Below are 16,096 nucleotides of genomic sequence, written 5' to 3'. Positions count from 1 at the left end.
CTACGGACCGATGCGCCCGAGCACCCGATCAAGGGGCGGGACGTCCGTCGGCGCCGTCGCGGTCACCTCGTAGGCGCCCTCGAGCCGGGCGAGCGCGGCATCGAACCGGGCCGGATCGTCGGCGTGCAGGGTCAGCAGCGGAGCGCCGGCGACCACCGGCTCCCCCACGGCCGCATGCCACGTCACGCCCGCGCCCGCCGACACCGCGGCCCCCGGCGCCGACCGTCCGGCCCCGAGTTCCCACGCGGCCAGGCCCACGGCCAGGGCATCCAGCCGCGCCAGATACCCGGATTCGGAGACGACCGCGACCTCCCGGTGCACCGCCTCCGGCAGCGACGCGGCCGGATCGCCGCCCTGCGCCGCGATCATCGCGCGCCAGGTGTCCATCGCCTGCCCGCCGGCGAGGTGTTCGGCGGGATCGACGTCCCGCAAGCCGGCGGCGTCGAGCATCTCCCGCGCCAGCGCAAGCGTCAGCTCGACGACGTCGCGCGGTCCCCCGCCGGCGAGCACCTCCACCGCCTCGGCCACCTCGAGAGCATTGCCCGCGCTGCGCCCGAGCGGCGCCGACATGTCGGTGAGCAGTGCGCTGGTCCGCACGCCGGCGTCGGTGCCGAGTTCGACCATGGCACGCGCGAGGTCGGCGGCGTCGTCGTACGTCCTCATGAACGCCCCCGACCCGACCTTGACGTCGAGCACCAGCGCCTCGGTGCCCTCGGCGATCTTCTTGCTCATGATCGAGGCGGCGATCAGCGGGATCGAGGCCACCGTGCCGGTCACGTCGCGCAGCGCGTACAGCGCGCGGTCCGCCGGGGCGAGCTGATCGGAGGCCGCACAGATCACCGCTCCCACCCGCGACAGTTGCGAGCGCAGCCGTTCGGGCGAGACCTGCGCCGACCAGCCCGGAATCGACTCCAGCTTGTCGAGCGTGCCGCCGGTGTGCCCGAGCCCCCGCCCCGAGAGCTGCGGCACCGCGAGCCCGTAGGAGGCGATCAGCGGAGTCAGCGGCAGCGTGATCTTGTCGCCGACGCCACCGGTGGAGTGCTTGTCGACCGTGGTCAGCGGGCGCCCGCCGCGCTCGAGTCCGGACAGGTCCACGGTGATCCCGGAGGCGATCATCGCGGCCGTCCAGTCGGCGGTTTCGCGCCGGCTCATGCCCCGCCACACGATCGCCATCAGCAACGACGACATCTGTTCCGGCGCCACGGTGCCGGATGTGAAGCCGTGCACCACGGCGTCGATCTGCGCGGTGGTGAGCTCTCGGCCGTCGCGTTTGGCACCGATCACGCTGACCGGGTCGACGGCGCTCATCGGCCGCCCTCGACCCGGGCGAGATCGCCGGGACCGAAGGCCTCGGGCAGCAGCTCGGCGAGGGCACGCGGACCGCGGGCGGAGTCGACGAGGAGGCCCTCTCCGCCGAACTCGAGCAACACCTGCCGGCACCGCCCGCACGGAGTCAGGATCCGCCCGTCGGCGTCGCACACCGAGACCGCGCGGAGTCGTCGTACACCCGATGACACCGCTCCGGCGACCAGGGCGACTTCCGCGCACACGCCTAGGCCGTATGAGACATTCTCCACATTGCATCCGGCGACGATGTGGCCCTCTTCACTCACTCCGGCGGCACCGACCGCGAACCCCGAGTACGGAGCATACGCCCTGGTCATCACGCGTTGAGCGGCCTGCCGCAAGGCGGCGAAGTCGATTTCCGACGACATCGGTTCTCCTTTATCACGAGAAACTAAAAGGTAAGGCATACCTAATATCCGGATCTGTTCTAGGTCACATTGTTCCGGAGATTTATGACAACCCTCAGCATGGGTTTAAAGTCAGGAGTCATTGGGCCGGTCGACGACGCGCTGCGCATGGTCTGGCCCACGCAACAAGTCGACACTCTGGAGGCGTACAACGCGATGAGCACCCCCACCGAGGTCGCACCGGATCCGGTGCGCAAACGCTCCCTCTACCGCGGAGATCCCGGCATGTGGGCCTGGGTGCTTCAGCGCATCACCGGCGTCACCGTCTTCTTCTTCCTCTTCGTGCACGTGCTCGACACCGCGGTCATCCGCATCAACCCGAACACGTACACCGAGATCATCGACACCTACAAGACCCCGCTGATCGGTCTGATGGAGATCGGCCTGGTCTTCTGCGTGCTGTTCCACGCAATCAACGGCATCCGCGTCATCCTCATCGACTTCTGGGGCAACGGCCCCAAGTACCAGCGCCAGATGCTGTGGGTGGTCGGCGTCGTCTTCTCCGTCCTGTTCATCGCCGCGGCCGTCCGCCTGCTGCAGCTCCTCGTCAGCCACGCGTTCTAAGGGAGCAGAGAGAACCATGACTTTGGAAGCAAAGACGATCCAGACGGACTACGACCGTCCGGCCAGCCTCGACGCCCCCCGTGCCCCGCGCGCCGGCAGCCGCACCAACTTCGAGAAGTGGGCATGGCTCTTCATGCGCTTCTCCGGCATGCTCCTGGTGATCCTGGCCATCGGCCACATGTTCATCATGCTCGCGTGGGACGAGGGCGTGCACCGCATCGACGCCTCGTTCGTGGCCGCCCGCTGGAGCCAGCCGTTCTGGCAGGTGTGGGACCTCACCATGCTCTGGCTCGCCGAGCTGCACGGCGCCAACGGTCTGCGCACGGTGATCGCCGACTACACGCGCAGCGACCGCACCCGGTTCTGGCTCAACGCCCTACTGCTCATCTCGGTGATCGTGGTGCTCGTCCTCGGCACCTACGCGCTTCTCACCTTCGGCGAATAAGGAGTTACCACCCTCATGCAGGAACACCGCTATGACGTGGTCATCGTGGGCGCCGGCGGCGCCGGGATGCGCGCGGCCATCGAGGCCGCTCCGCGCGCCCGCACCGCCGTGCTGACCAAGGTCTACCCCACGCGCAGCCACACCGGCGCGGCCCAGGGCGGCATGTGCGCCGCGCTCGCCAACGTCGAAGAGGACAACTGGGAGTGGCACACCTTCGACACCGTCAAGGGCGGCGACTACATCGTCGACCAGGATGCCGCAGAACTGATGGCCAAGGAGGCCATCGACGCGGTGCTCGACCTGGAGAAGATGGGTCTGCCGTTCAACCGCACCCCCGAGGGCCGTATCGACCAGCGCCGCTTCGGCGGGCACACCCGTGATCACGGCAAGGCGCCGGTGCGCCGCGCCTGTTACGCCGCCGACCGCACGGGCCACATGATCCTGCAAACCCTCTACCAGAACTGCGTCAAGCACAACGTCCAGTTCTTCAACGAGTTCTACGCCCTCGACCTGAACCTGACCGAGGACGAGAACGGCGAGCCCGTCGCCAGCGGCGTCGTCGCCTATGAGTTGGCCACCGGCGACATCCACGTCTTCCACGCCAAGTCGATCGTCTTCGCCACCGGCGGCTCGGGCCGCATGTACAAGGTGACCTCCAACGCCCACACCCTCACCGGCGACGGCATGGGCATCGTGTTCCGCAAGGGCCTGCCCCTGGAGGACATGGAGTTCCACCAGTTCCACCCGACGGGTCTGGCCGGCCTGGGCATCCTCATCACCGAGGGCGTGCGCGGCGAAGGCGGCATCCTGCGCAACGCCGACGGCGAGCGCTTCATGGAGCGCTACGCCCCCACCATCAAAGACCTCGCGCCCCGCGACATCGTCGCCCGTTCGATGGTCCTCGAGGTGCTCGAAGGCCGCGGCGCCGGTCCGAACAAGGACTACGTCCTCCTCGATGTGACCCACATCCCGGAGGAGACCCTGATGGCCAAGCTGCCGGACATCATGGAGTTCTCGCGCACCTACCTCGGCGTCGACCCGGTGACCGAGCTGGTGCCGGTGTACCCGACCTGCCACTACGTGATGGGCGGCATCCCGACCAACGTCAACGGACAGGTGCTGGCCAACAACGACCAGGTCGTCCACGGGCTGTACGCGGCCGGCGAGTGCGCGTGCGTCTCGGTGCACGGCGCCAACCGCCTGGGCACCAACTCGCTGCTGGACATCAACGTGTTCGGCCGCCGCTCCGGCATCGCCGCCGCCGAGTACGCCAACTCCCACGATTTCGCCCCGCTGCCGGAGAACCCCTCGGCGATGGTCGAGGAGTGGATCGCCCTGATGCTCAGCGACCACGGCAACGAGCGCGTCGCCGACATCCGCACCGAGCTGCAGCAGACGATGAACGACAACGCCGCGGTGTTCCGCACCGAGGAGACCCTCTCCCGCGCCCTCGCCGACGTCCGGGTGCTCAAGGAGCGGTACGCCCACGTCACCGTCACCGACAAGGGCAAGCGGTTCAACAGCGACCTGCTCGAAGCGATCGAGCTGGGCTTCCTGCTGGAGCTGGCCGAGGTGACCGTCCTGGGCGCCCTCAACCGCAAGGAGACCCGCGGCGGCCACGCTCGCGAGGACTACCCGAACCGCGACGACGAGAACTTCATGGTGCACACCATGGCGTACAAGAAGGGCGACGGGCTGATCGCCGAGATCGAACTCGACACCAAGCCCGTGGTCCAGACCCGTTACGAGCCGATGGAGCGGAAGTACTGATGACTGCCACCCTCGAAAACACGGTCGCTGACCAGCCGCCGCTGCCTCCGGTTCCGGACGAGGCGGTCATGGTCACGCTGAAGATCTACCGCTTCAACCCGGAGAACCCGGATGCGCAGGGCTTCGAGAGCTTCCGCGTCCCGGCCCTCCCGTCGGACCGGCTGCTCAACCTGCTCCTCTACGTGAAGGGCTACCTGGACGGCACGCTGACCTTCCGGCGCAGTTGCGCGCACGGCATCTGCGGCAGCGACGCGATGCGCATCAACGGCGTCAATCGGCTGGCCTGCAAGCTCCTGATGAAGGATCTGCTGCCGAAGGACTCGTCCAAGGAGATCACCATCACCATCGAGCCCATCAAGGGCCTGCCGGTGGAGAAGGATCTCGTGGTCGACATGGAGCCGTTCTTCGACGCCTACCGCGCGATCAAGCCGTTCCTGATCACCGACGGCAACGAGCCCACCCGCGAGTACATCCAGTCGCAGACCGATCGTGCCCGGTTCGACGACACCACCAAGTGCATCCTGTGCGCGTGCTGCACCACCAGCTGCCCGGTGTTCTGGACCGAGGGCTCGTACTACGGCCCGGCCGCGATCGTGAACGCCCACCGCTTCATCTTCGACAGCCGCGACACCGGCACCATCGAGCGCCTGGACATCCTGAACGACGCCGACGGCGTGTGGCGGTGCCGCACCACCTTCAACTGCACCGACGCCTGCCCGCGCGGCATCCAGGTGACGCAGGCGATCCAGGAAGTCAAGCGCGCACTCATGTTCTCGCGCTGACGCATCAGACCCTCTCTGCAGCCCCGAAAGACGCCCCCACCGGTTTCCGGTCGGGGCGTCTTTCGTCTCCCGAAGCCGGCCGGGCCCGGGCGCTGGGTAGACTCACACCTCGATGCGCACCTCTTCCGCCCGCCGCTCAGCACGGCGCCCCCTGCTCGCCGCCCTCTGCACGGCTCTGGCCCTGTCGGTGGCGCCGCTGGTCCCGGCGAACGCAGATCCGTCGCCGGCGTCCGGCACGGTGACACTCACCGACACCCCGGTCCCCGGCGACGAGCACTGTCCGTACCGCGTGCACACGCCGCCGCCGGTCGACGACTCCGAAGTGGTCGCCCCCGGCAAGACCACCCCCACTCCCCTGCCGGTCCCGGAGCCTCCCGTCGGCGGGGAGAAGCTCGCCGCGTGCGGCGTCGTCGCCGATCCCGCCGCCGGCCCCGTTCCGGACAAGCTCACCTCCCAGGGCTGGCTGATCGCCGACCTGGAGAGCGGCAACGTGATCGCGGCCAAGGACCCGCACGGCCGATTCCGCCCGGCGTCGACCATAAAGGTCCTGCTCGCTCTGGTCGCGCTGAACGAGCTCGACCTGGACGCGCCGGTCAAGGCAACCGTCAACGACTGGTCGATGGAGGGCGACGCCTGCGGGGTCGGCCCCGGCGGCCAGTACACCGTCCGCGACATCGTCACCGGACTGCTCGTCGTCTCCGGCAACGACTGCGCGAACATGCTGGCGCGCGAGCTCGGCGGTTACGACGAGACGCTGGCGAAGATGAACGCCGAGGCGAAGTCGCTGGGCGCCCTGGACACCCGCGCCGCGACACCGTCGGGCCTGGACTCGGCCGGCATGTCGACATCGCCGTACGACCTCGCCGTCATCTTCCGGGCCGCCATGGCCAACGACGAGTTCCGCCGGATGATCGGTCTGAAGACCTACGAGTTCCCCGGCTACCCGGCGCGCAAGGACGTGCCCGGGGACACGGATCATCCGCCGTACCTGATGGGCACGTCGAACACGCTGCTGCGCGACGGCGTCCCCGGCATGACGATCCTGGGCGGCAAGACCGGCTTCACCGACGATTCGCTGAAAACCTTCGTGGGCGCCGCCGAGTCCGGCGGCCGGTCGATCGTGATCGTGCAGATGTTCGGACTCAACGAGGCAGACAACAGCTACCACCAGCAGGCCGTGCGGATGTACCAGTACGGGTTCGCCGCGAGTCCGTCGATCTCGGTCGGCACGCTCGACACCGGGCGGGCCGGCGACGACCGCGCGGCGATCTCCCGCGACCCCGCGTCCGGCGCGGACTCGCTGGCGATCGGGGCGCTGCCGCTGATCCTCATCGTCGTGGCCGCGCTGACCGGCGCGTCCATGATCGTGCTGTGGTTCCGTCGTCGGCGCCGTCGTACCGGCGGCTACCGCCGCTGATCTCGGCGGCGTTCAGCCCCGGCGGATCCAGCCGTAGATCCCGGCCGCCGCGGCGCCGATGCCGGCTGCGGTGAGCAGCGCACGGGCCTTGGGCGCCTCGGACGTCTCGTACACCGGCGCCAGCACCACCCGATCCGGTTCGGGGGCGGCGCCGTCGAGTTCGTCGACCGTGAGGTACTGCGCGTTGTCGGGGTTCGCGGCCGTCCACGCCGACGCGTAGAGCACGATCCGGGAGGCGAGGTAGGCGAAGACCATCACGCCCAGGAGCGGCCCGAAGGCCACGCCGGCCGGGCTGTTCAGCACCGACTGCAGGTACAGCCCGCCCACCTCCTTCAGGATCGTGAACACGATCGCGGTGGTCAGCGCCGTCCAGCGCACCGCGCGCATGGGAACCGGACGCAGCGGAAGCCGGGCCAGGATGATCGAGAAGATCCACCAGGTGCCCAGGACCGCGATCAGGTTGGTGGCCAGACGCAGCAGCGTGACCTGGTTGCTCAGGAACTCCCAGTCCATCCAGTCGAGCACCTTGGTGGCGACCGGGCCCGACGCGAGGGCGGTCAGCGCAAAGGTCAGCACGAACATGATGCCCAGCCCGACGAAGGTCCCCAGATCGGAGACCTTGGACATGACGGCGTTGCGCTTGATCCGGCCGCCCCACATCTCGCTGAGTCCGGTGCGGACCAGCGACATCCATCCGATGCCGGTCAGGGCAGCACTGATCAGGCCGATGACGCCCACGGTCGCGCGCGAGTCGATCGCCGACTCGATGACGCCGCCGAGCGTCTCGCCCATCTGGCCCGGGAACTCCGCGAGGACGGCGTCGACCATCTGGTCCACCAGATCGGGCCGGCTGGCGAGCACGAAGCCGGCGACGGCGAAGGTGACCATCAGAATCGGCACCAGCGACAGGATTCCGGAGAAGGTGATCGCTGCGGCGTAGACGTTGCCCCGGCGATCGGTGTACCTCTCCAGGGTGTCGAGCAGATGCGCCAACCACCGCCACCGCGTCCGGACGTCCTCGTACAGCGCCGTGAGGCGCGCGATCAGCTGCTTGATCTTCTCTACCAGTGAGCCCATCAGGTCCCTCACGCTACCTCGCGGTCCGGCCCGGGGCGGTGCGGGTCACGGTGCGGCGGGTACGAAGCCGATCTTGTCGTAGACGTCGGCGAGGGTCCTGGCCGCGGTCTCCCGGGCCTTCTCGGCGCCGGCCGCGAGCACGGCGTCCAGGGCCGCGCGATCGGCGAGGATCTCGTCGACGCGGCCGCGCAGCGGCGTCACGAAGTCGGTCAGGGCGTCGGCGGTGTCCACCTTCAGGTGGCCGTATTGCTTGCCCTCGTAGCCGTCGACCAGCTCGTCGACCGAGGCGCCGGTGAGTGCCGCCTGGATGGTGAGCAGATTGGACACCCCCGGCTTGGCCTCGCGGTCGAAGCGGATCTCGGCCTCCGAGTCGGTCACCGCCGAGCGGATCTTCTTGGCCGAGCGCTTGGGGTCGTCGAGCAGGTTGATCAGACCGGCGTCGCTGTCGGCGGACTTGCTCATCTTGGCGGTCGGGTTCTGCAGGTCGTAGATCTTGGCGTACTCGCTCACGATCCGCGCCTTCGGCACCACGAAGGCCGTGCCGTAGCGCTTGTTGAACCGCTGGGCGAGGTCGCGGGTCAGCTCCAGGTGCTGGCGCTGGTCCTCGCCGACGGGCACCTCGTCGACGTCGAACGCCAGGATGTCGGCGGCCTGCAGGATCGGGTAGGTGAACAGGCCGACGCTCGCCGACTCCTGTCCGGCCTTGGCCGACTTGTCCTTGAACTGGGTCATCCGGCCGGCCTCGCCGAATCCGGTGAGGCACTGCAGGACCCAGCTCAGCTGGGCGATCTCCGGCACGTGCGACTGCACGTAGATCGTGGAGCGCTCCGGGTCGACGCCGAGCGCCAGCAGCTGGGCCACGCTGCGCCGGGTGCGCTCGCGCAGCACCGCCGGATCCTGCGGCACCGTGATGGCGTGCATGTCGGGGATGAAGTAGAAGGCCTCGTCGAAGTCGTCCTGCAGGGCCACCCACTGCCGGACCGCCCCCAGGTAGTTGCCGAGGTGGAAGGAGTCGCTGGTCGGCTGGATTCCGGACAGCACGCGGCGCGGCCGAGGGGCAGGGGTGGTCATGGGGCCATTCTTTCAAACGGCGCCGGCCGGCCCGACGGCACGGTCAGCGTGCGACGACGACGGTGACCGGCGCGTGATCGGACCAGCGGCGGTCGTAGGCCGCGGCCCGGTCGACCCAGGTCTTGCGCACCTGCGCCGCCAGCGCGGGCGTGGTCAGGTGGTAGTCGATGCGCCAGCCGGCGTCGTTGTCGAAGGCCTTGCCCCGCCACGACCACCAGGCGTACGGCCCGGCCACGTCGCCGTGCTGATCGCGCACGACGTCGACCCAGCCGCTCGCCAGCCGCCGCGCCACCCACTCCCGCTCGTGGGGCAGGAAGCCCGCGTTCTTGCGGTTGCCCTTCCAGTTCTTGATGTCGCGCTCGTCGGGCGCGATGTTCCAGTCCCCCGCCACCAGCACGTCGCGCCCGGAGCCGAGCAGAGCGTCGAGATGCGGACCGAAGGAGTCCAGGAAGCGGACCTTCTCGTCGTGCTTCTCCACGTCCTTGGGGTCCTCGGTGCGGGCCGCTCCGGAGGGGACGTACACGCTGGCGACGGTCAGCGCGTCGTCGCCGGAGCCGAAGTCGGCCTCCAGGTAGCGGCCGAGCGGATCGAACTCGTCGCTGCCGTAGCCGATGCGGACGCCGGACGGCTCGGCACGCGAGAGCACGCCCACCCCGGACCGCCCGGCCACCGCGGACTCGGCCATGGACAGGTGCCAGCCGGCGTCGAGCACCGGAGCCAGGGCGGTCCGGGCGACCTTCTCGGTGGCCCTGATCTCCTGCAGCAGCACCACGTCCGGGCTCGTCTCGGCGAGCCACGGCAGCATGCCGGGATTGTTCGCGTTGCGTTGCTTCACCGCGGCACGGATGCCGTTGACGTTGACGGACGTGATCTTCAAATCGGGCACGGTGACCACGGTAGCGACGGGTGCCGACACGACGGCCGCGGGGCCCGCGCCGTACGGTCACCCGTTCTAGTGGCACAGGCCGCCGAACTGGACTGACGCACACCACGACCCGGTCCGACGTGACCGTGCTTCGCGGCTACCCCGAGCGCGCACCGGCGGCCACGGGCTCGTCGGCCGCCGCCAGGTCGACGGTCTGTTCCCGGCGGCCGCCGGTGTCGATTCCCCGGCGTCGGCCGTGCACGACGGCCGCCGCGAACATCGCGACACCGGCCAGCGCGAGCACCGCGCCCACCGCCGAGGGCGCCCGGTAGCCGAAGCCCCCGGCGATCACCAGGCCGCCCAGCCAGGCCCCGAGAGCGTTGGCGATGTTCAGCGCCGAGTGATTCATCGCCGCGGCGACCGTCTGCCCGTCCCGAGCGACGTCCATCAGCCGCGTCTGCAGGGCCGGGATCGCCATGCTGCCGGTCGCGCCGACGACGAACGCGAACGGCACCGCCAGCCAGCCGACGCCCAGGATCAGGGCGAACGCGCCCAGCGCCACGCCGACCGACGACAACCCGGCGAACACTCCCAGGTCGACGTTGCGGTCCGCCAGCCGCCCGCCGGCGAGGTTGCCGGCCACCATGCCGAGGCCGAACAGCATGAGCGCCACCGGGACGATCGCCTCGCTCACGCCGCCGACCGAGGTCAGCGCGGTGTTCAGGTAGCTGTAGAAGGCGAAGAGGCCGCCGAAGCCGATCATGCCGACCGCCAGCGTCAGCAACACCTGGGAGTTCCTGAGGGCGCCGAGCTCCGAACGCATGTCGCTGGTCGGCATGTCCCGCAGATCGGGCACCACCCGGATGAGCGCGAGCACGGTCACCGCTCCGATCACGACGACCAGGGCCAGCGCCGACCGCCAGCCCAGAGCCTGCCCGATCCAGGTGGCGGCGGGCACGCCGAGCACGTTCGCCACCGAAAGACCGAGCATCACGTGACCGACCGCCTGGGCCCGTCTGCCGGGCGCGGCCAAGTGCGCCGCGACCAGCGCCGCGACGCCGAAGTACGCGCCGTGGGGCAGTCCGGCGACGAAGCGAGCGGCCAGCAGGGTGGTGTAGTCGGGCGCGACGACGCTCAGGCCGTTGCCGAGCGTGAACGCGGCCATCAGCCAGATCAGGAGACGCCGCCGCGGAACCCGCGCGGCGAGCGCGGTGATCAGCGGGGCGCCGACCACCACGCCAAGCGCGTACGCCGAGATCAGGTTGCCCGCGGTGGGCTCGCTGACCTCGAGCGACGAGGCGATGTTCGGCAGCAGGCCCATCGCGACGAACTCGGTGGTGCCGATCCCGAACCCGCCCAGCGCCAGCGCCAGGATCACCCAGCCGGTGCGCGCCGACCGCGCGGCGGCGGGCGCCGCAGCGAGTCGGTCGGCGGGTTCGGGGGCGCCGGAGCGCGTCGTGAGTTCGTCCACTCAGGGCTCAACGTGTCGCGCTCGCACAATGATTCCGGGATTCGTCATGACGCCCCTCACAGTGCCGCCGGCCCGATCTCGGCCGGAGCCGCGCGCCGTCCCGATTCCAGAGCGGCAGCGGCCGCGACCACGAGCTCGCGGACCGGCGGGGCCACGACGACGTCGACGCTCAGCCCGACTGTCAGCAGGGCAGGCTCGGTGTCACCCGGCGGCGGCACCGGATCGAGCACCGACACCGACGGGGTCACGGTGATCTCCAGACCGGCGACCGGCGCCACCGGAACCTGCGTGCCGGGAACCTGAACGTCCGGAAGCGGAACGCCGGGCGACGTGGCGCGGTGCACGGACTCCAGCGCCGGTTCGACGACCCGCGGCAGTCCCGGCAGTCCGGCGGCCGCGAGCCTCGGATCGAGGTGCTCGTGCGCGGCGCTCACCGTGGCCGGCGGCGCAGCCACGACGCAGTCCGACGTGTGACCGACCGTGTCGGGCGTGCACTCCCACGACCGATCGTCGTGCACCGGCTTGTGCATGCGGGCCGGGTAATACCCGTGCTTGGTGAAGTACCCGACGACTCCGTCGAGCGCACTCACCGGACGGCGGACCGGCGACGGGAGATCGCAGATCGGATCGCCCTCCAGGCAGTACTGGGTCACCGGAACCCGCCCGAAGCCGCCCGGCCGCGGGCCGGACATGGTCAGTCCGGGAATCAGGCCGATGAGCACGTTCTCGATGCCGCGCCCGTCGTCGTTTCCGTCCCGGCGCGGGTCGGAGTACAGCTCGCCGGACAGGCCGTCAGCGGATATCCCGCGCCGCGCCTTGCCGGTGCCGGCCTCGGCGAGCACGTCGCCGGCGATGCGTGCCCCTTGCGAGTACCCCGCGACGACGACCGGCTTGCCGGGACAGCGGCGCTGGTATCCGGCGACCGCCTTCTCGGTGGCGGCTTTGCCGATCGCGACGTCCTCGTCGTACGGCGTGGGCCCGAGCGGCCACAGGTGCGTCGGATAGTCGACGTAGGTCACCTGATAGCCCTGCGCGGCGTAGCGCTTGCCGATGCCGGTGACGCCTCCGGTCGGCAACCCCTCCGCGTTGCGCGGCGCGTTGGTCCCGGCCACGATCACGGCCGCCCCGTTCCCGCAGTCGCGCGGAATCGCGGACGCCGGGGGCGCCCCGAATCCCGCGACCACCGTCGCCACCACGCCGGCGACCACCGCGCCGATCCCCGACCCTGTGCTGAATCTTCTCTGCATGGAGAGAAGGAATCCCGCGCCGGGGCGTCCCGCAACCGGAGGACACCGCTTACGGACATCGTTCAAGAGACTGTCACGCGAATGCGTCTCACGCGCTGCCGTTCGTCACATGCCGGTGAACGAGACCGCACACCGGCACCCGCTTTGTGATGTCCGACTCACCGCGGTCCACAGTGGCGAAATCCGCTCTCGCACTACCGTTTCCGGCACCCTCGTCCGACCGCCGCCGACCCCGCCTGCCGACCGCCGCGCGGACGTCAGCCGACGGCGGCCGGTTCCGGCTCGTCCACGGAAGCCGACTCCGTCTCCCGGGCCGGCTCGGCGGTCGGCGCGGAGTCTCCCTCCGGCGCGGTGCCCGGCACGGGATCGTCCGTCTCCGCGTCGTCCGTGACCGGTTCGGTCGTCGGGGCGGAGGGCGCAGGCACGACGACCCCGTCCTCCCCGTCCGGCCGGGCAGGCGCCGCGGGCGCGATCTCCGGGCCGCGACCGCGAGGCTCCGGCGCGGTCGGCACGAGGTCTGCGGGGCCTCCGGAGCGGTGGGCGTCGGCGGCTCCGGCCGTTCCGGCGACCGCGAAGGCCGCGGCGTCGTCTCCCGACGTCGTCGAGCTGCCGATCGGCCCGTCGCGACCGGTGAGCGCGATCGCGCGCCCGGCCCAGTGCTCGGCGAAGTTCACCGGCAGCAGCCCGATCGACACCAGGCTCTTCGCGAAGTCCTCGACGGAAGCGCCCATCTTCTTCAGGTCGAGTGAGGCCAGCCCTTCCAGGAAGCCGGCGAACACGAACAGGTCCGGAAGGTACGCCCCGTAGCCGAGCTGCGGCAGCGGCGGGAACAGGTTCATCACGGGAACGAGGTACGGCTGCAGGTCCGAGAGCGTCGCGTGCGGGAAGATCCGGTTGAGGTTCGGGATCATCCCCCAGAAGTCGACGACCTCGCGCGCCGGCAGCCCGACGAGCTCGCGCACCGTGTCGACCAGGTCTCCGCGCACGCCGGACATCGCCGACGGCGCACCGACGAGGCAGTGATACGAACTCGACGCGTCCTCCGGCGCCGGTCCGCCGATGCAGTCCCACTGGTTGCCGTTGGTGACCGGCGCCCACATCCGCCACGGGTAGTACCCGTGCTTGGTGAAGTAGCCGACGAAGCCGTCGATCACCCCGAACGGATCGTGCAGCAGGTCGGGCAGATCGCAGATCGGGTCGCCCTTGTAGCAGTACGAGATCACCGGGATGTCGCCGAAGCCGCCCTCGCGCGGTCCCGTCATCGTCAGTCCCGGAATCACGCCGACCAGCGCCAGTTCGATGCCGCGGCCAGCCATCGATCCCTCCTGACGCGGATCGGAGTAGAGCTCGCCCCGCACCTTCTCCTTGGACAGCTTGTGCGAGCCCGGGTGGCCGTCGACGGTGAACTCCTCGTCGTCGAGCCTGCCGTTGGCGAGGTCGGAGAGCACGTCGCCGGCCACCCGGGCACCCTGCGAGTACCCGACCACCACGACTTCCTTCTCCGGACAGTTCGTCTGGTACTCCGCGATCGCCTGCTTGGTCGCGGCCGTTCCGAGCGCGACGTCGGCGTTGTAGCCGACGGTGCCGAGCGGCCACAGCGTCGTCGGGTACTCCGGCTTGATCACCTTGTACTCGTTCGCTCCGTGATACGGGCTGTTCGGGTTGGCGGTGCCGTTCGGGTGCTTACCGGTGTAGCGCTGCTCGACGCCGATCTGCGACGCCGCGCCGTCGTCGTTGGTGCCTGCCACGATCACGACGGCGCCGGCCTTGCAGTCGTAGTCCGGTCCGCCGGCGGACGCGACCCCCACCCCGCCGGGGAGGCCGAGCGCGCCGACCACGGCGATCGCGGAGACGAGAACGACGGCGCGGACGACACGTGCACGCGAGAACTTCATGGCGGCGATCCCCCTGGGCTGCTGCCGGGGATCCCCACGAGCCCCGAGCCCGACCATTGTGAGACGCCTGTCACACTGGGAGTAAGTCCCAGAATGAGGGACACGGGTGTTGTCCGAATCGCACGCAGTAGCACACCGGAGCCGGCTCGAAAGGGGTTTAGCGCACGGCGAGAAGAGTGTTTCCAGCACCGACACACCGGTGCGATATCCTCAAGGACAGGTCATGAGTGTCAGCGCCAAGCCCCGGCTCGCTGAACGGCAACCCTCCAACCGCGGTGGGGTGCTCCGGGTGATGACCTGGTCTTTACCGCACTGAACAAGCGCGAACAGTATCGACAAGCGCGGGTCCGAAGGTCGGACCCAGACCGGGCCGAGCGGCCCGGCCGACCGAGAAGAAAGAGATCGCCTCATCCATGTCTGACGCCACCGACAACGACTGGAGTTTCGAGACCCTGCAGGTGCACGCCGGCCAAGTGGTCGGCGACACCAAGTCCCGAGCCCTCCCGATCTACCAGACCACGTCGTATGTCTTCGACGACACCGACCACGCGGCGAACCTGTTCGCGCTGGCCGAGCCCGGCAACATCTACACCCGGATCATGAATCCGACGCAGGACACCGTGGAGAATCGCCTCGCCGCCCTCGGCGGGGGCGTCGCGGCGCTGCTGGTCTCCTCCGGCCAGGCCGCCACCACCTACGCGATCCAGAACATCGTCGAGGCCGGCGGCCACGTGGTGTCCAGCCCCCGCCTCTACGGCGGCACCTACAACCTCTTCCACTACACGCTGCCGAAGTTCGGCATCGAGGTGTCCTTCGTCGACGACCCCGACGACCTCGAGTCGTGGAAAGCGGCCATCCGCCCGAACACACGCGCGCTCTTCGGCGAGACCATCGCCAACCCGCACAACCAGATCCTGGACATCGAAGGCGTCGCCGGCGTCGCCCACGATGCCGGGCTCCCGCTGATCGTCGACAACACCGTCGCCACCCCGTACCTGCTGAACCCGATCGCCCACGGCGCCGACGTCGTCGTGCACTCGGCCACCAAGTACATCGGCGGCCACGGCACCGCGATCGGCGGTGTGATCATCGACGGCGGCAACTTCGACTGGCGCGTCCAGCGCGACGGCGAGGACCTGTTCCCCGGCTTCACCACCCCGGACCCCAGTTACGGCGGCGTGGTGATCGCCGACCTCGGCGCCCCCGCCTACGCTCTCAAGGCCCGGATCCAGCTGCTGCGCGACACCGGCTCGGCGATCTCGCCGTTCAACGCCTTCCTGCTGGCACAGGGCATCGAGACCCTGAGCCTGCGGGTGGAGCGGCACGTCGCGAATGCGCAGAAGGTCGCCGAGTTCCTGGAGGCGCACCCCCAGGTCGAATCCGTCTCGTACGCCGGCCTGAAGTCCTCGCCGTACTACGAGATCGGCCAGAAGCTGCTGCCGAAGGGACAGGGCGCCGTGATCGGCTTCGAGATCGCGGGCGGTGTCGAGGCCGGCAAGAAGTTCGTCAATGCGCTCGAGCTGCACAGCCACGTGGCGAACATCGGCGACGTCCGGTCGCTGGTGATCCACCCGGCGTCGACCACCCACAGCCAGCTCTCCCCCGAGGAGCAGCTCGCGTCCGGGGTCACTCCCGGACTGGTGCGCCTGGCCGTCGGTATCGAGAACATCGACGACATCCTGGCCGACCTGGACAAGGGCTTCGCCGCGGCGAAGGCCTGAGGCGCACCGAAGAAGCC

At 69.7% G+C, this 16,096-nt stretch carries 14 protein-coding genes and 1 riboswitch; of the genes, 6 read left to right on the top strand and 8 right to left on the bottom strand.

Translation table 11 applies throughout. The annotated features are described in order from the left end of the window. Complete coding sequence (locus C6V83_RS06915; RefSeq protein WP_105941773.1) at positions 1–1,308, bottom strand: thymidine phosphorylase; 1,308 nt, start codon at positions 1,306–1,308, stop codon at positions 1–3. Beyond that, positions 1,305–1,715 (bottom strand): cytidine deaminase, encoded by a 411-nt coding sequence (locus tag C6V83_RS06910; RefSeq protein WP_159067464.1) that lies wholly within the window; start codon positions 1,713–1,715, stop codon positions 1,305–1,307. Before C6V83_RS06910 ends, C6V83_RS06915 begins: the two co-directional genes overlap by 4 nt. Before the next feature lie 195 nt (positions 1,716–1,910). On the opposite strand from C6V83_RS06910, the gene sdhC reads away from it, so the two are divergent. The 5 genes from sdhC (at position 1,911) to C6V83_RS06885 (ending at position 6,732) form a co-directional block, all read left to right on the top strand. Further along, positions 1,911–2,318 carry a succinate dehydrogenase, cytochrome b556 subunit gene (gene sdhC / locus C6V83_RS06905; protein WP_105943780.1) on the top strand — a complete coding sequence of 136 codons (408 nt, stop codon included), beginning with the start codon at positions 1,911–1,913 and terminating at the stop codon, positions 2,316–2,318. Positions 2,319–2,334: 16 nt separating this feature from the next. Continuing rightward, the gene (locus tag C6V83_RS06900) at positions 2,335–2,763 is read left to right on the top strand and encodes a succinate dehydrogenase hydrophobic membrane anchor subunit (RefSeq protein ID WP_105941771.1); all 429 of its coding nucleotides are present in this window, start codon (positions 2,335–2,337) and stop codon (positions 2,761–2,763) included. 15 nt (positions 2,764–2,778) lie between these two features. Then, positions 2,779–4,533, top strand: a complete 1,755-nt coding sequence (gene sdhA / locus C6V83_RS06895; RefSeq protein ID WP_105941770.1) for a succinate dehydrogenase flavoprotein subunit — start codon at positions 2,779–2,781, stop codon at positions 4,531–4,533. Then, entirely contained in the window at positions 4,533–5,315 is a 783-nt protein-coding gene (locus tag C6V83_RS06890) for a succinate dehydrogenase iron-sulfur subunit (RefSeq protein WP_105941769.1), read from the top strand. Before sdhA ends, C6V83_RS06890 begins: the two co-directional genes overlap by 1 nt. A 112-nt stretch (positions 5,316–5,427) precedes the next feature. Continuing rightward, positions 5,428–6,732: a D-alanyl-D-alanine carboxypeptidase family protein gene (locus tag C6V83_RS06885; RefSeq protein ID WP_105941768.1), complete on the top strand. Its 1,305-nt coding sequence runs from the start codon at positions 5,428–5,430 to the stop codon at positions 6,730–6,732. A gap of 12 nt (positions 6,733–6,744) precedes the next feature. Here C6V83_RS06885 and C6V83_RS06880 read toward each other — a convergent pair whose 3' ends face one another. The 6 genes from C6V83_RS06880 to C6V83_RS06855 form a co-directional block, all read right to left on the bottom strand. Then, entirely contained in the window at positions 6,745–7,809 is a 1,065-nt protein-coding gene (locus C6V83_RS06880; protein ID WP_105941767.1) for a YhjD/YihY/BrkB family envelope integrity protein, read from the bottom strand. A 45-nt stretch (positions 7,810–7,854) separates the two neighbouring features. Then, positions 7,855–8,880 (bottom strand): tryptophan--tRNA ligase, encoded by a 1,026-nt coding sequence (trpS, locus tag C6V83_RS06875; protein ID WP_105941766.1) that lies wholly within the window; start codon positions 8,878–8,880, stop codon positions 7,855–7,857. 43 nt (positions 8,881–8,923) lie between these two features. Continuing rightward, a complete protein-coding gene (locus tag C6V83_RS06870) occupies positions 8,924–9,766 on the bottom strand; it encodes an exodeoxyribonuclease III (protein ID WP_407646252.1) in 843 nt (280 codons plus the stop codon). A 136-nt stretch (positions 9,767–9,902) separates the two neighbouring features. Continuing rightward, positions 9,903–11,216: an MFS transporter gene (locus C6V83_RS06865; protein WP_407646251.1), complete on the bottom strand. Its 1,314-nt coding sequence runs from the start codon at positions 11,214–11,216 to the stop codon at positions 9,903–9,905. Between the two features lie 56 nt (positions 11,217–11,272). After that, positions 11,273–12,463: a PE-PPE domain-containing protein gene (locus tag C6V83_RS06860; RefSeq protein WP_105941765.1), complete on the bottom strand. Its 1,191-nt coding sequence runs from the start codon at positions 12,461–12,463 to the stop codon at positions 11,273–11,275. 257 nt (positions 12,464–12,720) lie between these two features. Beyond that, positions 12,721–14,358 (bottom strand): cutinase family protein, encoded by a 1,638-nt coding sequence (locus tag C6V83_RS06855; protein WP_159067463.1) that lies wholly within the window; start codon positions 14,356–14,358, stop codon positions 12,721–12,723. 219 nt (positions 14,359–14,577) lie between these two features. Next, positions 14,578–14,706, top strand: a riboswitch (SAM riboswitch). A gap of 65 nt (positions 14,707–14,771) precedes the next feature. Here C6V83_RS06855 and C6V83_RS06850 point away from each other — a divergent pair. Next, complete coding sequence (locus tag C6V83_RS06850; RefSeq protein WP_105941763.1) at positions 14,772–16,079, top strand: bifunctional o-acetylhomoserine/o-acetylserine sulfhydrylase; 1,308 nt, start codon at positions 14,772–14,774, stop codon at positions 16,077–16,079. The last annotated feature ends 17 nt before the right edge of the window (positions 16,080–16,096 follow it).

Source organism: Gordonia iterans, assembly GCF_002993285.1.
GTDB classification, from domain to species: Bacteria; Actinomycetota; Actinomycetes; order Mycobacteriales; family Mycobacteriaceae; genus Gordonia; species Gordonia iterans.
The sequence above is the reverse complement of the archived record's forward strand: the minus strand, read 5'-3'. Positions and strand labels throughout refer to the sequence as shown.